Raw genomic sequence first — 16,631 nt, 5'->3', positions numbered from 1 at the left:
ATCCGACTTGGAATGTTGGAGCAGGATGTGTCTGGGCTGACGCCATCGCGGGCAAGCCTTGTTCCCACGGGGAATCAGGCCCTGAACTGGCTTGGCGCCACGCCGCTCCAGCGCACGAAGGCATGGCGGAAGCTGGCGGTTTCGCTGAAGCCCAGTCGTTCAGCGATTCGATAGATCGGCAATTGGTCCTCGCAGAGCATCTGCTTGGCTCGTTCGAAGCGCAGTTCGTCCAGCAGTTCCTGATAGCTGCAGCCCAGGTCCTTGAGGTGGCGCCGCAAGGTGCGCGCCGAGCAGTTCATCTGTTCGGCCAGGCCTTCCAGCCCGGGGGCGGCGTTCAGTTGGGCGTCGAGCAACTGGCGGATCCGCCCCAGCCAGGCCTGGCGTCCGGTGAACTCGGTGTTCTGCCGGCGGCAACGTTCGGCCATGGCGTGATGGGTGATGGGGTCGGCCAGGGGCAAGGGTTGGTCGAGCCAGTGGCGCTCGAAGGCGAACGCGTTATCGACGCTGTCGAAGCGCACCGGGCAATCGAAGAGCGCTGCGTAGCGCGCCTGGTAATCGGGCGCCGGATGGTCGAAGCGTGCCGCACGCAAGGGCAGTGCATGACCAAGGAGGTCGTTACAGATGACCCTCAGTGAAACCATGCAGAACTCGGCATTGAACACCGCCAGGGCCGGGTTCTCCCGATAATCGCTGGCGCTGAACCAGATGTACTGGCCGTCATCATCCAGGTTCAGCTCGAAGAGTGTTCCCAATAGCGCCGGATAGCGCAGCGCCAGGCGCAAGGCGTCACCTAAGGTGGCACTGGTGAGCAGCGCATAGCCGAGCATGCCGTAGGACGAAACGTGCATGCGCAGGCCCAGCTCCAGGCCGATGTCGCGCTTGAGGGCCACGGCGTTGGCGCAGACCTGCATCTCCTGGTTGGTGGTGATGCGCGTATCGGCCCGGCTCAGGTCCGCCGCGCTGATGCCGCTGCCGGCCAGCAATGCCTCACTGGACAGCCCTTGGTTCTTGAAGGTGCTCAGCACCAGGGAGACGGCGTTGAGGGTGGTGAGGTGGGAATGAAGCATGCCCGTTTCCTGCCTGGGGAAGGCTGGAGATGGAGCAAGTTATATGCCGGGCGAAAATCGAAGGTTCAACACAACCTCTAATGTGGGAGTAAACCTGTGGGAGCAAAGCTTGCTCGCGAAGAACGATGACGCGACCTTACAGTTGATCCGTGTCGCCTGCATCGCGAGCAAGCTTTGCTCCCACAGGCTCGCTCCCACAGGTTGTGCAGTGTGTCAGCTCAGCTCGCCACACAGGTCCAGCTCTACCAGCCGCCGAACCTCTTCCACCGGCAGCCCCGCGCCAATCAAGGCCTGTAGCTTGCCGAACGCGGCCTCGCGGGTCATACCGCCGCCGGACAGCACGCCGACGCCGCGCAAGCGGCTGCCAGCCTCATACACGTCCAGCTCGACGCCACCTTCATGGCATTGGGTCACCGCCACGACTACCACGCCGCTGTCCCGCGCCCGCTCGAGGCTGGCGAGGAAGGCCGGGTTGTCGCTTGGCCCGGTGCCGCTGCCGTAGCATTCCAGCACCAGGCCCTGGATGCCGCTGCCCAGCAGGCCATCGAGGACCTGCGCGCTGATGCCGGGAAACAGCGGCAACACCGCGATGTTCGCCAGTTGCTTGGGCTGGTTGTAATTCAACTGCGCCGGCAGCGAGGAGGCTTTGACGCCGCCGCCCTGGCGTTCGAGGCGCTTGAACGGGTGGCGCCCGAAGCTGCGCACTTTCGCGCAACGGGTTGGCGCCAGCAGCTCACCGTGGAAGTACAGGTGCACGCCTGGCGCCAGACCCTGGCCAAGCGCGACCAGCGCGCCGCTGAGGTTTTCCCAGGCGTCGCTGTCGGTCACGCCGGCGGGCAGCATGGAACCGGTGAAGCAGACCCGCGCATGCAGGCCCAGCAGTTGGAAGCTCATCGCCGCGGCGCTGTAGGCCAGGGTGTCGGTGCCATGCAGGATCAGCACGCTGTCGCAGCCCTGCACATCCACGGCATCGACCACCGCTTCGCGCAGTTGCTGCCAGTAGGCCGGGGTCATGTTGGCGCTGTCGATCAGCGGCGACATTTCCCGGAAGCGCCATTGCGGCACGACGAGTTCGGGTTGGCTGTGCAGGTAGTCGCGCATACGCGCTTCGAAGCCGGATGCCGGGGCCAGGCCGTGGGCGCTGGCCTGCATGCCGATGGTGCCACCGGTGTAGAGCACCATGACGTGCTGGGCGGCAGGGTAGGTCGAGCCATTCATGGGGTTGTTCTCCGAGGACGAAAAGGCAGCCTGGGTTAGCCGCCACAACATAAGGTCGAGCATGACGCCGACCTTAGGCTGTGTCACGCCGGACGCAGGGGATGCGTCCGGTTTTTACAAACAGCTTTTACCGATCAGCGTTGCGCTGCGGTCGCGCCAGCAACAGCGGTGTCAGGTTTGGCAGCCGACGCCGATGGGTTGGCCGGCCAAGCCTTGCGGTCCAGATCCAGGTCCGGGAACTTGCTGGAATCGAAGACTGGGGTCTTGATGCCGGCCGAACGTTGGTCATCGTAGTCACGCAGGATGCGCATGCCGACCTTGAACAGCAGGAACAGCGCGATCAGGTTCACGAACGCCAGCAGGGTCATGGTGATGTCGGCGAAGGCGAACACGGTGCTGAGGTTTTCGACGGCGCCCCAGAAAATCAGGACCAGGACCAGCGTGCGGTAGGCAATCAGCGCCTTGCGGTTCTCACCCAGCATGAAGCGCAGGTTGTTCTCGCCCAGGTAGTAGTTGTAGAGGATCGAGGTGAACACGAACAAGGATAGGGCCACGGAGATGAAGATCCGGCCCCAGTCACCCACGACGGCCGCCAGGGAGTTCTGGGTCAGGGCAATGCCGTCGCCTTCGAAGCCCGGGGTGTAGAAGCCCGACAGCAGGATCAGCAGCGCGGTGCAGGTGCAGATCACGAAGGTGTCCAGGAACACGCTGAACGCCTGTACCACGCCCTGGGCTACCGGGTGCTCGACCGACGCGACGGCGGCTACGTTAGGCGCACTGCCCAGGCCGGCTTCGTTGGCGAACACGCCACGCTTGACGCCCATGACGATGGCGCTGCCGATCAGGCCGCCAAAGGCCTGGTCCAGACCGAAGGCGCTCTTGACGATGGTCGCCAGCATGCCCGGTACATGTTCGAACTGCAGCACGATCACGTAGATGGTCACGGCGATGTACGCCAGGGTCTTGACCGGTACCAGCAGGTCGGCGACCTTGGCGATGCGCTTGATCCCGCCAATGAACACCAGGCCCAGCAGCACCGCCAGGCCCAGGCCGGTGTAGGTGGTGTCGAAGCCGAAGGCGTTGTTCAGGGAGTGAGTGACTGCGTGGGCTTGCAGGCCGTTGAAGGCGAAGCCGAAGGTGACCAGCAGCAGGACCGCCATGATCATGCCCAACCAGCGCTTCTGCAGGCCGTGCTGGATGTAGTAGGACGGGCCGCCACGGAACTGGCCTTCGGAGTCGCAGCGCTTGTAGAGCTGACCGAGGGAGCATTCGAAGAAGCTGCTGGACATGCCGACCAGCGCGGTCACCCACATCCAGAACACCGCACCAGGACCGCCAAGGGTCACGGCGATACCGACACCGGCGATGTTGCCCGCGCCGACACGACCGGCCAGGCTGAGCATCAGGGCCTGGAAGGAACTGAGCTGGTCAGTGCTGCTTTTCAGGCTGTCACGGAACACCGCGAACATGTGAAAGAAATGACGGAACTGGACGAAACGCGAGCGGATCGTGAAGTAGCTCCCGAGCCCGACAATGAGCACGATCAGCACTTTCCCTGAGAGGAAGTCGTTGATGACTTCAAGCATGAGTATTCCTCGCTGTTTTTTGTTTAAGCAAATGCTGGCCATTTGGAAATATCGCGTTACATCGGTCGGCGCGCGGCCCAACAGGTGAGGCGATGTTTCGTCCCGGTCCATTTTCGCGGGTTGTTATTAGTTCGGTTTTCGCATGTTTAAGGGTCTCGCTGCAGACGACCACTCACGCGAAGAGGGGCGGCACTATACCTATCAGTGCGGTGCCCGTCTGCACAGTTGTGGTGCGTCCGACGAAACGAACCCTTTGAAACACCTGGCCCTTCGGTCAGGTTCTTGTGGGGGCGAGCCTGCTCGCGTTGGCTGGCGACGCGGTTTACAACGGGCAGCGCGTCGTCGTTTATCGCGAGCAGGTTCCTTCCCACAGGTTCAGTCATCCTTTGCTGCTATCAATTAAAAAAAGGGCTTGGGGAAGATCCCCAAGCCCTCAAAAGGTGAGAGGTGTCTAGTCCCTCGACCTGGTGAGCGGTGGTCGTGTCGATCACGCTTTGAGCGGGACCAGACGCGGAGCAATCATGTTTTCCGGGCGCAGGATGTCGTCGAGCATGGCGTCGTCGAGCAAGCCTTCTTCGCGCACCAGTTCCAGCACGCCGCGGCCACTTTCCAGGGCAACACGGGCGATGCGGGTGGCGTTTTCATAGCCGATGTACGGGTTCAGGGCGGTGACCAGGCCGATCGAGTGCTCGACCAGTTCGCGGCAGCGCGCTTCGTTGGCGGTGATGCCGACGATGCAGTGCTCGCGCAGCATGTCCATGGCCCGTTGCAGCAGGCGGATCGAGTCGAAGATCTTGAAGGCGATCAGCGGTTCCATCACGTTCAGTTGCAGTTGGCCGCCTTCGGCCGCGATGGTCAGGGCCAGGTCGTTGCCGATGATCTGGAATGCCACCTGGTTGACCGCCTCCGGGATCACCGGGTTGACCTTGCCGGGCATGATCGAGCTGCCTGGCTGGCGGGCCGGCAGGTTGATTTCGTTGATGCCGGTGCGCGGGCCGCTGGACAGCAGGCGCAGGTCGTTGCAGATCTTCGACAGCTTGACCGCAGTGCGCTTGAGCATGCCGGAGAACAGCACGAAGGCGCCCATGTCGGAGGTGGCTTCGATCAGGTCGGCGGCCGGAACCAGCGGCTGGCCGCTGATGGTCGCCAGGCGCTGTACGGCCAGGGCCTGGTAGCGCGGGTCGGCGTTGATGCCGGTGCCGATGGCGGTGCCGCCCAGGTTCACTTCAGTGAGCAGTTCAGGCGCCAGGGTTTTCAGGCGCGCCAGGTCTTCGCTCAGGGTGGTGGCGAAGGCGCGGAATTCCTGGCCGAGGGTCATCGGCACGGCGTCTTGCAGCTGGGTGCGGCCCATTTTCAGGACGTGGCTGAATTCTTCACCTTTGGCCGCGAACGCCTGGATCAGGCTGTCGAGGCTGGCCAGCAACGCGTCGTGGCCCAGCAGCAGACCCAGGCGGATCGCGGTCGGGTAGGCGTCGTTGGTGGACTGCGCCATGTTCACGTCGTTGTTGGGGTGCAGGTACTGGTACTCGCCTTTCTGGTGGCCCATGGCCTCCAGTGCGATGTTGGCGATGACTTCGTTGGCATTCATGTTGGTCGACGTGCCGGCGCCGCCCTGGATCATGTCCACCACGAATTCTTCGTGGAAATCGCCGCGGATCAATCGTGCACAGGCTTCACTGATGGCTGCATGCTTGGCTTCGCTGAGCTGGCCCAGTTCGCGGTTGGCGTCAGCGGCGGCCTGTTTGACCATTGCCAGACCGACCACCAGCTTAGGGTAATGCGAGATCGGGACGCCTGAGAGACGGAAGTTGTTTACCGCTCGTAGGGTCTGGATGCCGTAATACGCTTGCGCTGGTACTTCGAGTACGCCAAGCAGGTCTTTTTCTGTGCGGAATGATGCAGCGGAGGACATGATGGAAATCATCTCGATAAGGACCCGGTCTGAGCCGGAACGCTGCGAATCCTAGGCTCTCAAAAAAAATAGGGCCAATGCTGTTAAGCACTGGCCTATGCATATTCGGCATAATGTCGGTGTGACGTCGGCGGTGCGACGAACGTGTGACCTGTTTTGGTGCGTGTAAGGGAGGACGTGATGAATCTTGAAAGCAAATGGCTTGAGGACTTCAGTGCCCTGGCCGCGACTCGCAGTTTCTCCCAGGCGGCCGAACGGCGCTTCGTGACGCAACCGGCCTTCAGCCGGCGAATCCGCAGCCTCGAGGCGGCGCTGGGACTGACCCTGGTCAACCGTTCGCGCACGCCCGTCGAGCTGACGGCGGCGGGGCAGTTGTTCCTGGTGACGGCGCGCACGGTGGTCGAGCAACTGGGTGAAGTGTTGCGCCATTTGCATCACCTGGAGGGCGGGCAGGGCGAAGTCATACAAGTGGCCGCTGCCCACTCCCTGGCGCTGGGCTTTTTCCCGCGCTGGATTGCGCAACTGCGCAACGAGGGAATGAACATCGCCACGCGGCTGGTGGCGACCAACGTCGGCGACGCCGTCCACGCCTTGCGTGAAGGGGGCTGCGACCTGATGTTGGCCTTCTACGATCCGGACTCGGCCATGCAGATGGACCCGGAGATCTTCCCATCGCTGCACCTGGGCCAGACCGAGATGCTTCCGGTGTGCGCCGCCGATGCCGATGGCAAGCCGCTGTTCGACCTTGAAGGAGAGGCCAGCGTGCCACTGCTGGCCTACAGCGCCGGGGCGTTCCTCGGGCGTTCGGTCAACCAGTTGTTGCGCCAGCGGGCGCTGCGGTTCACCACGATCTACGAAACGGCCATGGCCGACAGCCTGAAAAGCATGGCCCTGGAAGGCCTGGGCATCGCCTGGGTGCCGCACCTGAGCGTACGCGCCGAACTGGCCCGGGGCGAACTGGTGATCTGCGGCGGCCCGCAATGGCACGTACCGTTGGAGATTCGCCTGTACCGCTGCGCCTTGGTGCGCAAGGCCAATGTGCGGTTGTTGTGGCGCAAGCTCGAAGGCGGCGTGGCGCAGGGTGCCGCGGGATCTTGATAGCACTGCAAACCCTGTGGGAGCGAGCCTGCTCGCGATAGCTGACTTGCAGTCAATATTTGCATTGACTGATACGCCGCTATCGCGAGCAGGCTCGCTCCCACAAGGAATTTGCGTTGCCTCAAGACTGACTTTGAGGTCAATAAAACCGCCACTTCACCGCAAATGACAGATGGTCGGCGAAAGTGCGTTTAACGCACCATTTTCGGTATACTGCCCGGCCTTCGGTCGGCTTGCCCGGCCATAATTCGTACAACAAGCCACGCCGGTTTCCTGCGTGGCTTGTTGTTTTTTGACGCGCCTGCGGGCGCCCAGAGAGAAGAGGCACGACGATGAGTGCACTGGTTGGCGTGATCATGGGCTCCAAGTCCGATTGGTCCACCCTTAGCCACACCGCCGATATGCTGGAAAAGCTCGGCATCCCTTACGAGGTGAAAGTGGTCTCCGCCCACCGTACCCCGGACTTGCTGTTCCAGTACGCCGAAGAGGCCGAGGCGCGTGGCATCGAGGTGATCATCGCCGGTGCCGGTGGCGCCGCCCATTTGCCAGGCATGTGTGCGGCCAAGACCCACCTGCCGGTGCTGGGCGTGCCGGTCCAGTCTTCGATGCTCTCGGGCGTCGATTCGTTGCTGTCGATCGTGCAGATGCCAGCCGGCATCCCGGTCGCGACCCTGGCCATCGGCAAGGCTGGCGCGATCAACGCGGCCCTGCTGTCGGCGAGCATCCTGGGCGCCAAGCATCCACAATTTCATACCGTGCTGAAAAAATTCCGCGCTGAGCAGACAGACAGCGTCCTGGACAATCCAGACCCACGCATTGCCTGAGGTTGTTGACGAATGAAGATCGGTGTAATCGGTGGCGGCCAGTTGGGTCGCATGTTGGCCCTGGCAGGTACGCCGCTGGGGATGAACTTCGCTTTCCTGGACCCGGCGCCGGACGCCTGTGCCGCTGCGTTGGGTGAACACCTGCGGGCCGACTACGGCGACCAGGATCACCTGCGTCAATTGGCCGATGAAGTCGACCTGGTGACCTTCGAATTCGAAAGCGTCCCGGCCGAAACCGTGGCTTTCCTGTCCCAGTTCGTTCCGGTCTACCCGAGCGCCGAAGCCTTGCGGATTGCCCGTGACCGCTGGTTCGAAAAAAACATGTTCAAGGACCTGGGCATCCCTACGCCGGCTTTTGCCGACATTCAGTCCCAGGCCGACCTGGACGCCGCCGTCGCTGCGATCGGCCTGCCCGCCGTGCTCAAGACCCGTACCCTGGGTTACGACGGCAAGGGCCAGAAAGTCCTGCGCAAGCCTGAAGACGTGGTCGGTACGTTCGCCGAACTCGGCAGCGTGGGCTGCCTGCTGGAAGGCTTCGTGCCGTTCACCGGGGAAGTCTCGCTGATTGCCGTGCGTGCCCGTGACGGTGAAATCCGTTTCTACCCGCTGGTGCACAACACTCACAAGGACGGCATCCTCAAGCTGTCCGTTGCCAGCACCGATCATCCGTTGCAGGCCCTGGCCGAAGACTATTCCAGCCGGGTGCTCAAGCAGCTCGATTATGTCGGCGTGATGGCGTTCGAGTTCTTTGAAGTGGACGGCGGCCTCAAGGCCAACGAAATCGCACCTCGGGTACACAACTCCGGGCACTGGACCACCGAAGGCGCCGAGTGCAGCCAGTTCGAAAACCACCTGCGGGCGGTGGCCGGGCTGCCGCTGGGGTCGACCGCCAAGATCGGCGAGAGCGCGATGCTCAACTTCATCGGCAAGGTGCCGGACAGCGAGAAAGTCCTGTCGATCGCTGACTGCCATTTGCATCACTATGGCAAGGCATTCAAGGCCGGGCGCAAGGTCGGCCACGCCAACCTGCGCTGCGCGGACCGGGCGACGTTGGCCCAGCAGATCATCAAGGTCGAGACGCTGATCGCCGAGCAATAATCCGCAACATCGGTGGAACCATTCGTCGGCTAACCTCTCTCATGGCTAAGTGCCAAAGCCTGATCGGGCTTTGGCATCGCTATCCAACCAGAGGGCAATGCCATGGGAATCATCGGAACCATTTTTATCGGCTTGATCGTTGGCCTGCTGGCACGCTTCCTGAAACCGGGCGATGACAGCATGGGCTGGATCATGACCATCCTGCTCGGTATCGGCGGTTCGTTGGCAGCCACTTACGGCGGCCAGGCCCTGGGCATCTACCAGGCCGGCCAAGGTGCTGGTTTCATCGGTGCCCTGGTGGGCGCGGTGGTATTGCTGGTGATCTACGGCCTGATCAAAAGAAACTGATTCAAATGCGATAAAGCCCTCTCTGCCTGGCGCGCAGAGGGGGCTAGAATGCTCGGCGTTGCACTTTCCACTCATTGCCGAGCCCTTTCATGCGCCGTCTAGTGTTGACCCTTCTTCTGCTGGGCAGTGGCCTGGCCCATGCTGCCGAACTGCCGGAAACCGACTGGCTCGAACTGATGCCCAAGTCGGACCAGAAAGCCCTCGAGGCCATGCCTGAAATTGACCACAACTCCCCCGAAGCCAGCGGCACCTTCACCGAAAAAGGTGGCCTGAAGCAAAGCAAAGGCTTGCCGGCGGTGATGTATTCGACCAAGACCGTGGCGGCGATGAACGACAAGCACATCCGCATCGGTGGTTACCCGGTGCCGCTGGAAACCGACGCCAAGGGCCGCAGCACGCTGTTTTTCCTGGTGCCTTACCCCGGCGCCTGCATCCACGTCCCGCCACCGCCGCCTAACCAACTGGTGCTGGTGCGTTATCCCAAAGGCCTGAAGCTGGATGACATCTATACACCGCTGTGGGTGACCGGCACGCTGAAGATCGAAAAGGTCGACAACGATCTGGCGAGTGCGGCGTATGCGCTGGAGGCGCAGAAGGTGCGGGTGGTGCAGGAAGCGGATTTGTAATAGGCCGGTTGGCCTGACACAAACCCCAATGTGGGAGCGAGCAAGCTCCCACATTGGGGTTTGTGCTGTAGCTTAGAGCGGCTTGCTGCCGATGCTCACGCCCAGGGTATGGCTGGCCTGCGGCAACAGCGTCACCACATCGTCCATCACGTTCGCCGTCTCGATGCACAGCATGCGCTGCCAGCCGTCGTCGGCCATGTCGCTGAAGGCCTTGGCGCGTTCGGTCCAGGGGTTCCAGATCACCGCCGAGCGCGAACCACTGCTGGTCAGCTCGATCCGGCGTTCCCACTGCGGGTCAATGATGCTCAGCTTTGGCGGGGTATCGAGGTAGATGCGGTCGGTCTCGCCAGCAAAGTGCAGGTTGCCGGCCTGGGTAACGGTTTTCCAGTCGTCCAGGGTCTCGATGTAGCTCAAGCCATCGACCCCTTCGACCTGCACGTTGCGCACGTCGCTCACGGCAAAGTAGCTGTGCAGCGCCTGGCTGAGGCTGACGGTTTCGCTGCCACGGTTATGGCTGGTGAGGCGGATATGCAGTTGCTCGTCCATCACGATGGCCAGCGTCAGGTCGACCTGGTGAGGCCAGCCCGCAAGGCCATTCTCGGGGTAGGGCAGCACGAATTCCACCTTGAGGCTTTCACCTTCGGCTTCGATGCCCTTCAACGTCCAATCCATCGCCCGCACCAGGCCGTGGGCGGTGGCCGGGTCGTTGCTCACGCGCATGGCCTGTACGCTGTCGGGGTTGCGCGTCAGGTTGCCGAACCACGGCCAGCAAACCGGCACGCCCGCGCGGATGCTCTTGCCGGCCTTGAACGTGGCCTGGTCGTTGAGCCAGATCAGCGGCGGCTGGCCGTCCACTTGATAGCTGAGGATATGCGCGCCTTGTTGGGCCACCAGCAACTCGGCCTGACCGTGGCGGATGCGCCAGGCGTTCAGTTCATCCAGTTTGACGGCTTCGACGTTGGGCGTAGGCATGTTGCAAATCTCGCTCGGGAACAGGGACTGCAATGGACCGCAAAACGGCCGCCGTGTTTAACGGGCGCGCGGCGGAACCGAGCGGGTGCGACCGCTGCCGTCGATGGCGACGAAGACAAATACCGCCTCGGTCACCTTGCGCCATTCACTGGACAGCGGGTCGTCGCTCCAGACTTCGACCATCATCTGGATCGAGCTGCGGCCGATCTCCAGCGCCTGGGTATAAAAGGAAAGCTGCGCCCCCACTGCCACCGGCACGAGGAACGCCATGCGATCGATCGCCACGGTGGCCACGCGTCCGCCCGCCACTTTGCTGGCCATGGCGGTGCCGGCCAGGTCCATCTGGGACACCAGCCAGCCGCCGAAAATATCGCCGAAGCCGTTGGTCTCGCGAGGGAGCGCGGTGATTTGCAGGGCCAGGTCGCCTTGCGGGATTGGATCTTCTTGTTCGAGCTCTATCATGCCGGGGGTGCCTCTGACCCGTAACGCTGTCTTGTACTTCAGGTGAATAGCCGTCTTTGTAAAAAACGATTCAGCCCGAACATACTGCGTTCGTCACGTTTTTCGTAAAGGCGTGCCAAAGGGAAACTCTGCGAAACCGGCTGGTTCTGGTACTACACCACCAACGACGTTTTCGCACAGCAACCCCTTACAGAGTACTGCAAGGTTGCGAGTATATCGGGCGATAGACGTCGAGACGACCACCCGGTTCTGATTTTGACTATCAAATACGCACCTCTATGTGCTTTTTCGAACAATTTGCTATCGTGCCGGACCTGCCCAGGCCCCCAACCCGTGTTAACAGGGTTGCAGAACCAACTATAAGAGAAGTCCTTGCCATGACCACTGCGCCTTCGAGCACGGCGACGCCCGCACAACCCGCACGTCCATTGACCCGCAACGATTACAAGACCCTGTCGCTTTCTGCCTTGGGCGGTGCGCTGGAGTTCTACGATTTCATCATTTTCGTGTTCTTTGCCACCGTGGTCGGCAAATTGTTCTTCCCTGCCGAAATGCCCGAGTGGCTGCGCTTGATGCAGACCTTCGGCATTTTTGCCGCCGGTTACCTGGCCCGGCCGCTGGGCGGGATCGTCATGGCCCACTTCGGCGACCTGCTGGGGCGCAAGAAGATGTTCACCCTGAGCATTTTCATGATGGCCGTGCCGACCCTGATCATGGGCCTGCTGCCCACTTATGCACAGATCGGCATGTGGGCGCCCATCCTGCTGTTGCTGATGCGGGTGATCCAGGGCGCGGCCATCGGCGGGGAAGTGCCGGGTGCCTGGGTATTCGTTTCCGAACACGTTCCGGCGCGCCACATCGGCTATGCCTGCGGCACGCTGACCTGCGGGCTGACCGCGGGGATTTTGTTGGGTTCGCTGGTCGCCACGGCGATCAACAGCATCTATACACCGGTGGAAGTGGCCGATTACGCCTGGCGGATCCCGTTCCTGCTGGGTGGCGTGTTCGGGCTGTTTTCGGTGTACCTGCGTCGCTGGTTGCACGAAACCCCGGTGTTCGCCGAGCTGCAACTGCGCAAGGCCCTGGCCGAGGAAGTGCCGCTGCGGGCCGTGCTGCGTGATCATCGCGGCGCCATCGTCATTTCCATGCTGTTGACCTGGCTGCTGTCGGCCGGCGTCATTGTGGTCATCCTGATGACACCGACCGTGCTGCAGACGGTGTACCACTTCAGTCCGACCACCGCGTTGCAGGCCAACAGCCTGGCGATCGTGTTCCTGAGTTTCGGTTGCATCGGTGCGGGTGTGCTGGCCGACCGTTTTGGTGCTGGCCGGGTGTTTGTCTTCGGTAGCGGTTTGCTGCTGATCACCTTCTGGACCTTCTACCACTGCCTGTTCGACCACCCCGAATGGCTGTTCCCGCTGTATGCCCTGAGTGGCTTGCTGGTAGGTACCATCGGCGCAGTGCCTTACGTCATGGTCAATGCCTTCCCGGCCGTGGTGCGCTTCAGCGGCTTGTCGTTCTCCTACAACCTGGCCTATGCAATCTTCGGCGGGTTGACGCCGATGATCGTCACCCTGCTGTTGAAAGAGAGCTCGATGGGGCCGGCGTATTACGTGGCGGCCATCTGCGGGATCGGGATTGTGGTGGGCGGGTATCTCTGGAAGAAGGGGCGCTAGGCCCGAATCTTTCACTGACTGCACTGGCCTCATCGCGAGCAAGCTCGCTCCCACAAGGGTTCTGCGTTCACCGCAAAGCCCCTGTGGGAGCGAGCTTGCTCGCGATTGGGGCTGCATGAATCATCTTGTAAAACTCGATACTGGCCTTTCATCCAATTGTCATATTTCAGCCATAGAGTGTTCACACGGCTTACCGATACTTGGCCGACTTAACACACCCTATCTGCTAGGAGTAAGGCATGAAACTGAAGCGTTTGATGGCGGCAATGACTTTTGTCGCTGCTGGCGTTGCGACTGCCAGCGCGGTTGCCGCTGGTGTTGACCCGGCAATCCCGTCTTACACCAAGACCACTGGTGTATCGGGCAACCTGTCCAGCGTCGGCTCCGATACCCTGGCTAACCTGATGACCTTGTGGGCCGAGAACTACAAGAAAGAATATCCGAACGTAAACATCCAGATTCAGGCTGCCGGTTCCTCCACCGCACCACCTGCGCTCACCGAAGGCACCTCCAACCTGGGCCCGATGAGCCGCAAGATGAAGGATAACGAGCTGCAGGCTTTCGAAACCAAATACGGTTACAAGCCTACCGCCATCCCGGTTGCCGTGGACGCCCTGGCGGTATTCGTGCACAAGGACAACCCGATCAAAGGCCTGACCATGGCTCAGGTTGATGCGATTTTCTCCTCCACTCGTCTGTGCGGCGCCAAGGCCGACGTCAAGACCTGGGGCGACCTGGGCGTGACCGGTGACCTGGCCAACAAGCCAGTCCAGTTGTTCGGTCGCAACTCGGTGTCCGGCACCTACGGCTACTTCAAAGAAGAAGCCCTGTGCAAAGGCGACTACAAGTCCAACGTCAATGAACAGCCTGGCTCGGCCTCGGTTGTACAGTCGATCAGCAGCTCGCTCAACGGCGTTGGCTACTCGGGTATCGGCTACAAGACCGCCAGCGTGAAAACCGTTGCCCTGGCCAAGAAAGAAGGCGGCGAGTTCATCGAAGACAGCGAAGAAAACGCCCTGAACGGCAAGTACCCGCTGTCGCGCTTCCTCTACGTTTACGTCAACAAGGCACCGAACAAGCCTCTGGCCCCGCTGGAAGCCGAGTTCGTGAAGCTGATCCTGTCCAAGCAAGGCCAGGAAGTCGTGGTCAAGGACGGCTACATCCCGTTGCCAGCCAAAGTGGCCGCCAAGGCACTGGCTGACCTGGGTCTGCAAGAAGGCGGCAGCGTCGCCAAGAAGTAATACCTGAGCCCGGGCCAACGCCCGGACTCCTGTGGGAGCGGGCTTGCTCGCGAAGAGGTCAGTGCATTCAACAGGGATGTTGACTGACTTCGCGAGCAAACCCTCCCACACCCCAAATTCCTGTCCGCTGCCGGTTCCCTCGGCGGCGGATTTGTTGCGTCACTGCATTGTCATCTTTCTGTCATACAGGATCGCTAGGGTGTGCGAATGAATGATCTGGCCAATTCCACAATGACTACGACTTCCCCTCCCAAGCGCATTGACTTCAATACGCCTGAGCTGCAACGCAAGCGCCGTATTCGCGCGCTCAAGGATCGCCTGACCCGCTGGTACGTGCTGGTCGGCGGCCTCGCTGTCCTCGCTGCCATTACGTTGATCTTCTTTTTCCTGGCCTACGTGGTTCTACCCTTGTTCCAAGGTGCGGACCTGACGGCCAAGGATTCGATTACCCCGGCCTGGATGCAAGACGCCGGCAAACCGCTGATGATCGCCATCGAAGAACAGAACCAAGTGGCCATGCGGGTTTCCGACAAGGGCCAGGCGCTGTTCTACGACCTCGACAGCGGTGTCGAACTGCGCCGCGTCGACCTGCCGATTCCGGCTGGCGCCAGCGTGACCGCCATTGGCGAAGATCAGCCCGGCAGCCCATTGGTGGCAATCGGTCTGTCCAACGGCCAAGCCCTGGTGTTCCGTCACACCTATAAGGTCAGCTACCCAGACGGCAAGAAAACCATTTCGCCTGCCGTCGAATACCCTTACGGCGAGACGCCGATCGCGTTGAACGAACAAGGCGCGGCTCTGGAACATGTCAGCCTCAATGCCACCGATTCGACCCTGTTGCTGGCCGGTTCCAGCGGTGCCCAGCTGCAAGTGCTGTCGCTCACCAGCGAAGAAAACATGATGACCGGTGAGATCACCAGCGAGCAGACGCGCATCGACCTGCCGCAGATGACTGAGTCGGTGAAGAACATTTTCGTCGACCCGCGCCAGCAATGGCTGTATGTGGTCAACGGGCGGGCCCAGGCCGACGTGTTCAGCCTGCGGGACAAGAGCCTCAACGGTCGCTACAAACTGCTCGAGGACGCCGACGCCCAAGTCACCGCCGCCACCCAGCTGGTGGGCGGGATCTCGCTGATCATCGGCGACTCCAAGGGCGGCCTGGCCCAGTGGTTCATGGCCCGTGATCCCGACGGCGAGCTGCGCTTCAAACAGATTCGTACGTTCCAGATGGGCAGCACACCGATCGTTGAGATCAGCGCCGAAGAGCGTCGCAAGGGCTTCGTTGCGCTCGACGCGGCCGGCAAGCTCGGCGTATTCCACAGCACCGCCCACCGCACCTTGTTGGTGGACCAGGTGGTCGATGGCCAAGGCCTGTTCGGCATGTCGCCACGGGCCAACCGCTTGATCGTGGAGCAGGGCGGCAAGCTGCAACCGCTGACGCTGGACAACCCGCACCCGGAAGTCTCGTGGAGCGCGTTGTGGAGCAAGGTCTGGTACGAAAACTACGACGAACCTAAATACGTCTGGCAATCGACCGCCGCCAACACTGACTTCGAACCCAAGCTGAGCCTCTCGCCGCTGACCTTCGGTACCCTGAAAGCAGCGTTCTACGCGATGCTGCTGGCTGCGCCGCTGGCGGTTGCCGCGGCGATCTACACCGCCTACTTCATGGCTCCGGGCATGCGCCGCAAGGTCAAGCCGGTAATTGAGCTGATGGAGGCGATGCCAACGGTGATTCTCGGTTTCTTCGCCGGCCTGTTCCTGGCGCCCTATGTTGAAGGGCATTTGCCGGGCATCTTCAGCCTGCTGATGTTGCTGCCGATTGGCATCCTGGTGGCCGGTTTCGTCTTCAGCCGCCTGCCGGAATCCATCCGCCTGAGGGTTCCAGAAGGCTGGGAAAGCGCGATGCTGATCCCGGTGATCCTGTTCGTCGGCTGGCTCTCGCTGTACATGAGCCCGTACATGGAAGCCTGGTTCTTCGGCGGCGACATGCGTATGTGGATCTCCCATGACCTGGGTATCACCTACGACCAGCGCAACGCCCTGGTAGTCGGCCTGGCAATGGGTTTCGCGGTGATCCCGAACATCTACTCCATTGCCGAAGACGCCGTGTTCAGCGTGCCGCGCGGCCTGACCCTGGGCTCCCTGGCCCTTGGTGCCACGCCGTGGCAGACCATGACCCGCGTGGTCATCCTCACCGCCAGCCCCGGCATCTTCTCGGCGCTGATGATCGGCATGGGCCGTGCGGTGGGCGAGACCATGATCGTGCTGATGGCCACCGGTAACACGCCGGTCATGGAAATGAACCTGTTCGAAGGCCTGCGCACCCTGGCGGCCAACGTGGCGGTGGAGATGCCCGAGTCGGAAGTCGGCGGCAGCCATTACCGCGTGCTGTTCCTGTCGGCACTGGTGCTGCTGTTGTTCACCTTCGTCATGAACACCCTCGCCGAGCTGATCCGTCAGCGTCTGCGCAAGAAATATTCGTCGCTTTAAGAAAGGTAGA

Annotated in this window: 14 protein-coding genes; 8 read left to right on the top strand and 6 right to left on the bottom strand. The window is 61.7% G+C overall.

Translation table 11 applies throughout. The features are described 5' to 3' along the window. Positions 1–74: 74 nt before the first annotated feature. From ASC85_RS10250 to aspA, 4 genes are all read right to left on the bottom strand, one after another. Positions 75–1,067 (bottom strand): AraC family transcriptional regulator, encoded by a 993-nt coding sequence (locus tag ASC85_RS10250; RefSeq protein ID WP_057449241.1) that lies wholly within the window; start codon positions 1,065–1,067, stop codon positions 75–77. A 213-nt stretch (positions 1,068–1,280) separates the two neighbouring features. Next, positions 1,281–2,285: an asparaginase gene (locus ASC85_RS10245; RefSeq protein ID WP_057449240.1), complete on the bottom strand. Its 1,005-nt coding sequence runs from the start codon at positions 2,283–2,285 to the stop codon at positions 1,281–1,283. Positions 2,286–2,419: 134 nt separating this feature from the next. Beyond that, the gene (locus tag ASC85_RS10240; RefSeq protein ID WP_057449239.1) at positions 2,420–3,871 is read right to left on the bottom strand and encodes an alanine/glycine:cation symporter family protein; all 1,452 of its coding nucleotides are present in this window, start codon (positions 3,869–3,871) and stop codon (positions 2,420–2,422) included. Positions 3,872–4,358: 487 nt separating this feature from the next. Then, complete coding sequence (gene aspA, locus ASC85_RS10235; protein WP_003196363.1) at positions 4,359–5,783, bottom strand: aspartate ammonia-lyase; 1,425 nt, start codon at positions 5,781–5,783, stop codon at positions 4,359–4,361. A 180-nt stretch (positions 5,784–5,963) separates the two neighbouring features. Between aspA and ASC85_RS10230 the strand changes: the two genes are divergently transcribed. The 5 genes from ASC85_RS10230 to ASC85_RS10210 all read left to right on the top strand — a co-directional run bounded on the left by ASC85_RS10230 (position 5,964) and on the right by ASC85_RS10210 (position 9,777). Then, positions 5,964–6,881 carry a LysR substrate-binding domain-containing protein gene (locus tag ASC85_RS10230; protein ID WP_057449238.1) on the top strand — a complete coding sequence of 306 codons (918 nt, stop codon included), beginning with the start codon at positions 5,964–5,966 and terminating at the stop codon, positions 6,879–6,881. 332 nt (positions 6,882–7,213) lie between these two features. Further along, a complete protein-coding gene (gene purE / locus ASC85_RS10225; protein WP_003196369.1) occupies positions 7,214–7,705 on the top strand; it encodes a 5-(carboxyamino)imidazole ribonucleotide mutase in 492 nt (163 codons plus the stop codon). Positions 7,706–7,717: 12 nt separating this feature from the next. Further along, complete coding sequence (locus tag ASC85_RS10220; RefSeq protein WP_057449237.1) at positions 7,718–8,803, top strand: 5-(carboxyamino)imidazole ribonucleotide synthase; 1,086 nt, start codon at positions 7,718–7,720, stop codon at positions 8,801–8,803. A gap of 102 nt (positions 8,804–8,905) precedes the next feature. Next, positions 8,906–9,151, top strand: a complete 246-nt coding sequence (locus tag ASC85_RS10215) for a GlsB/YeaQ/YmgE family stress response membrane protein (RefSeq protein WP_003196372.1) — start codon at positions 8,906–8,908, stop codon at positions 9,149–9,151. 89 nt (positions 9,152–9,240) lie between these two features. Then, on the top strand, positions 9,241–9,777 hold the full coding sequence (locus ASC85_RS10210) for a DUF3299 domain-containing protein (protein WP_057449236.1): 537 nt from the start codon (positions 9,241–9,243) through the stop codon (positions 9,775–9,777). Between the two features lie 72 nt (positions 9,778–9,849). On the opposite strand, the gene ASC85_RS10205 is transcribed toward ASC85_RS10210, so the two are convergent. Beyond that, positions 9,850–10,749 (bottom strand): D-hexose-6-phosphate mutarotase, encoded by a 900-nt coding sequence (locus tag ASC85_RS10205; protein WP_057449235.1) that lies wholly within the window; start codon positions 10,747–10,749, stop codon positions 9,850–9,852. A gap of 57 nt (positions 10,750–10,806) precedes the next feature. Beyond that, the gene (locus ASC85_RS10200) at positions 10,807–11,211 is read right to left on the bottom strand and encodes an acyl-CoA thioesterase (protein ID WP_003177184.1); all 405 of its coding nucleotides are present in this window, start codon (positions 11,209–11,211) and stop codon (positions 10,807–10,809) included. Between the two features lie 377 nt (positions 11,212–11,588). Here ASC85_RS10200 and ASC85_RS10195 point away from each other — a divergent pair, with 377 nt between their 5' ends. From ASC85_RS10195 to ASC85_RS10185, 3 genes are all read left to right on the top strand, one after another. Next, a complete protein-coding gene (locus tag ASC85_RS10195) occupies positions 11,589–12,887 on the top strand; it encodes an MFS transporter (RefSeq protein WP_057449234.1) in 1,299 nt (432 codons plus the stop codon). A gap of 239 nt (positions 12,888–13,126) precedes the next feature. Further along, entirely contained in the window at positions 13,127–14,128 is a 1,002-nt protein-coding gene (locus tag ASC85_RS10190) for a phosphate ABC transporter substrate-binding protein PstS (RefSeq protein ID WP_057449233.1), read from the top strand. A gap of 207 nt (positions 14,129–14,335) precedes the next feature. Further along, a complete protein-coding gene (locus ASC85_RS10185) occupies positions 14,336–16,621 on the top strand; it encodes an ABC transporter permease subunit (protein ID WP_057449232.1) in 2,286 nt (761 codons plus the stop codon). Positions 16,622–16,631: the final 10 nt, after the last annotated feature.

Origin of the sequence: Pseudomonas sp. Root401, from assembly GCF_001425105.1 — a bacterium.
GTDB lineage: Bacteria > Pseudomonadota > Gammaproteobacteria > Pseudomonadales > Pseudomonadaceae > Aquipseudomonas > Aquipseudomonas brassicacearum.
This window is presented reverse-complemented; position numbering and strand designations above follow the sequence as displayed.